Raw genomic sequence first — 3,446 nt, 5'->3', positions numbered from 1 at the left:
GGTTGTTGGTGTGTGGTGTGTATTTTTGATGATTATTTGTGTTGTGTGGCGTATAAGTTGTTACGGGCACACGGTGGATGCCTTGGCATCAGGAGCTGATGAAGGACGTGGAAATCTGCGATATGCCTCGGGGAGCTGATAAACGAGCTGTGATCCGAGGGTTTCCGAATGGGGTAACCCGGCTGCGTGTTATGCGTGGTCACTCGTATCTGAATTCATAGGGTGCGAGGAGGAACGTGGGGAAGTGAAACATCTCAGTACCCATAGGAAGAGAAAACAATAGTGATTCCGTGAGTAGTGGCGAGCGAAAGCGGATGGTGGCTAAACCGGTTGTGTGTGATACCTGGCGAGGGTTGCATGATCGGGGTTGTGGGATGCGTTGTTCCTGGGGTCGCCACCTTGGGGGTTGTGGTGTTGTGGTAGTCGAACTGGTGGTGAGTGCCAGACCGTAGTGGGTGTGAGTCCCGTAGACGAAACCGCAGTCATCTCGATCTAATGTACTCCCGAGTAGCACGGGGCTCGTGAAATCTCGTGTGAATCTGCCAGGACCACCTGGTAAGCCTGAATACTTCCTGATGACCGATAGCGGATCAGTACCGTGAGGGAATGGTGAAAAGTACCCCGGGAGGGGAGTGAAATAGTACCTGAAACCGTGTGCTTACAAGCCGTCGGAGCCTTTTGGGGTGACGGCGTGCCTTTTGAAGAATGAGCCTGCGAGTTAGTGTTACGTCGCGAGATTAACCCGTGTGGGGTAGTCGTAGCGAAAGCGAGTCTGAATAGGGCGTGTTGTAGTGGCGTGATCTAGACCCGAAGCGGGGTGATCTACCCATGGCCAGGTTGAAGCGCGTGTAAGAGCGCGTGGAGGACCGAACCCACTTCAGTTGAAAATGGAGGGGATGAGCTGTGGGTAGGGGTGAAAGGCCAATCAAACTCCGTGATAGCTGGTTCTCCCCGAAATGCATTTAGGTGCAGCGTCGTGTGTTGCTTGCTGGAGGTAGAGCTACTGGATGGCTGATGGGCCCTACAAGGTTACTGACGTCAACCAAACTCCGAATGCCAGTCAAGTGTAAGCGCGGCAGTGAGACTGTGGGGGATAAGCTTCATAGTCGAAAGGGAAACAGCCCAGACCATCAACTAAGGCCCCTAAGCGTGTGCTAAGTGGGAAAGGATGTGGAGTTGCTTAGACAACCAGGAGGTTGGCTTAGAAGCAGCCATCCTTGAAAGAGTGCGTAATAGCTCACTGGTCAAGTGATTCCGCGCCGATAATGTAGCGGGGCTCAAGTACACCGCCGAAGTTGTGGCATGACACCGTATAGCTGAGCCGTTTGTGGTTGAGGTGGTGTTGTGGGTAGGGGAGCGTCGTTGGGGTAGTGAAGCTGCGGGGTGACCCAGTGGTGGAACCTCAACGAGTGAGAATGCAGGCATGAGTAGCGAAAGACGGGTGAGAAACCCGTCCGCCGGATGATCAAGGGTTCCAGGGTCAAGCTAATCTGCCCTGGGTGAGTCGGGACCTAAGGCGAGGCCGACAGGCGTAGTCGATGGATAACGGGTTGATATTCCCGTACCGGCGAAAAACCGTCCATACTGAACCGGGGACACTAACCACCCGAACCACCATGATTGGATCCCTTCGGGGTGAAGACGTGTGTGGGGAGCGTGGGACCTGATCCGGGGAGGTAAGCGTATTAACAGGTGTGACGCAGGAAGGTAGCCAAGCCAGGCGATGGTTGTCCTGGTCTAAGCATGTAGGGTGGGTCGTTGGTAAATCCGCGGCCCGTGTGCCTGAGGTGTGATGGGACTCTCTTAGGTGAGGGAATTTGGTGATCCTATGCTGCCGAGAAAAGCATCGACGTGAGGTTTTAGTCGCCCGTACCCTAAACCGACACAGGTGATCAGGTAGAGAATACTAAGGCGTTCGAGAGAATCATGGTTAAGGAACTCGGCAAAATGCCCCCGTAACTTCGGGAGAAGGGGGGCCTTGGCTGGTGATCACCTTTTGCGGTGTGAGCTGGTTGGGGTCGCAGAGGCTAGGGGGAAGCGACTGTTTATCAAAAACACAGGTCCGTGCGAAGTCGTAAGACGATGTATACGGACTGACTCCTGCCCGGTGCTGGAAGGTTAAGAGGACTCGTTAGACTCTTTGGGGTCGAAGCGGAGAATTTAAGCCCCAGTAAACGGCGGTGGTAACTATAACCATCCTAAGGTAGCGAAATTCCTTGTCGGGTAAGTTCCGACCTGCACGAATGGAGTAACGACTTCCCTACTGTCTCAACCATGAACTCGGCGAAATTGCAGTACGAGTAAAGATGCTCGTTTCGCGCAGCAGGACGGAAAGACCCCGAGACCTTTACTATAGTTTGGTATTGGTGTTCGGTGTGGCTTGTGTAGGATAGGTGGGAGACTATGAAACCGCGACGCTAGTTGTGGTGGAGTCGTTGTTGAAATACCACTCTGGTCACTCTGGATATCTAACTTCGGCCCGTAATCCGGGTCAGGGACAGTGCCTGATGGGTAGTTTAACTGGGGCGGTTGCCTCCTAAAGAGTAACGGAGGCGCCCAAAGGTTCCCTCAGCCTGGTCGGCAATCAGGTGTTGAGTGTAAGTGCACAAGGGAGCTTGACTGTGAGAGTGACAGCTCGAGCAGGGACGAAAGTCGGGACTAGTGATCCGGCGGTACATTGTGGAATGGCCGTCGCTCAACGGATAAAAGGTACCTCGGGGATAACAGGCTGATCTTGCCCAAGAGTCCATATCGACGGCATGGTTTGGCACCTCGATGTCGGCTCGTCGCATCCTGGGGCTGGAGTTGGTCCCAAGGGTTGGGCTGTTCGCCCATTAAAGCGGTACGCGAGCTGGGTTCAGAACGTCGTGAGACAGTTCGGTCCCTATCCGCTGCGTGCGTTGGAAATTTGTGGAGGTCTGTCCTTAGTACGAGAGGACCGGGACGGACGAACCTCTGGTATGTCAGTTGTTCCGCCAGGAGCATGGCTGATTAGCTACGTTCGGAAGAGATAACCGCTGAAAGCATCTAAGCGGGAAGCTTGCTCCGAGATGAGATTTCCTGACCCCCCTATGGGGGTGTGAGGTTCCCAGTAGACGACTGGGTTGATAGGCCGGAAGTGGAAGCGTTGTAAGGCGTGGAGCTGACCGGTACTAATAAACCGAAGACTTATCACACACAACATTCATCAAAGATCTGTGTGTTCGCGTTCACTATGTGGTTGACAACCAACAACACCACACCACCACAGTCTTGTGGTGGTGGTCGGGTTGGTTTGGTAATTGGATAATGGTCCACGAGACCTGGAAACACCATGGTTTCCCACCACACGCGGTAGAGCGTGTTGGGTGGGGTTGGGTTTTCGGTGGTTATAGCGTGGGGGAAACGCCCGGTCCCATCTCGAACCCGGAAGCTAAGACCCACAGCGCTGATGGTACTGCACTCGG

General features: G+C 54.1%; 2 rRNA genes. Both read left to right on the top strand.

The annotated features are described in order from the left end of the window. Positions 1-50 precede the first annotated feature (50 nt). Positions 51-3,177, top strand: a 23S ribosomal RNA gene (locus RF638_RS15805). A gap of 183 nt (positions 3,178-3,360) precedes the next feature. Then, positions 3,361-3,446 (top strand): 5S ribosomal RNA (gene rrf, locus RF638_RS15800); the annotation flags it as partial.

This window comes from Kocuria sp. CPCC 205235, assembly GCF_040980905.1.
Taxonomy (GTDB): Bacteria; Actinomycetota; Actinomycetes; order Actinomycetales; family Micrococcaceae; genus Kocuria; species Kocuria carniphila.
The sequence above is the reverse complement of the archived record's forward strand: the minus strand, read 5'-3'. Positions and strand labels throughout refer to the sequence as shown.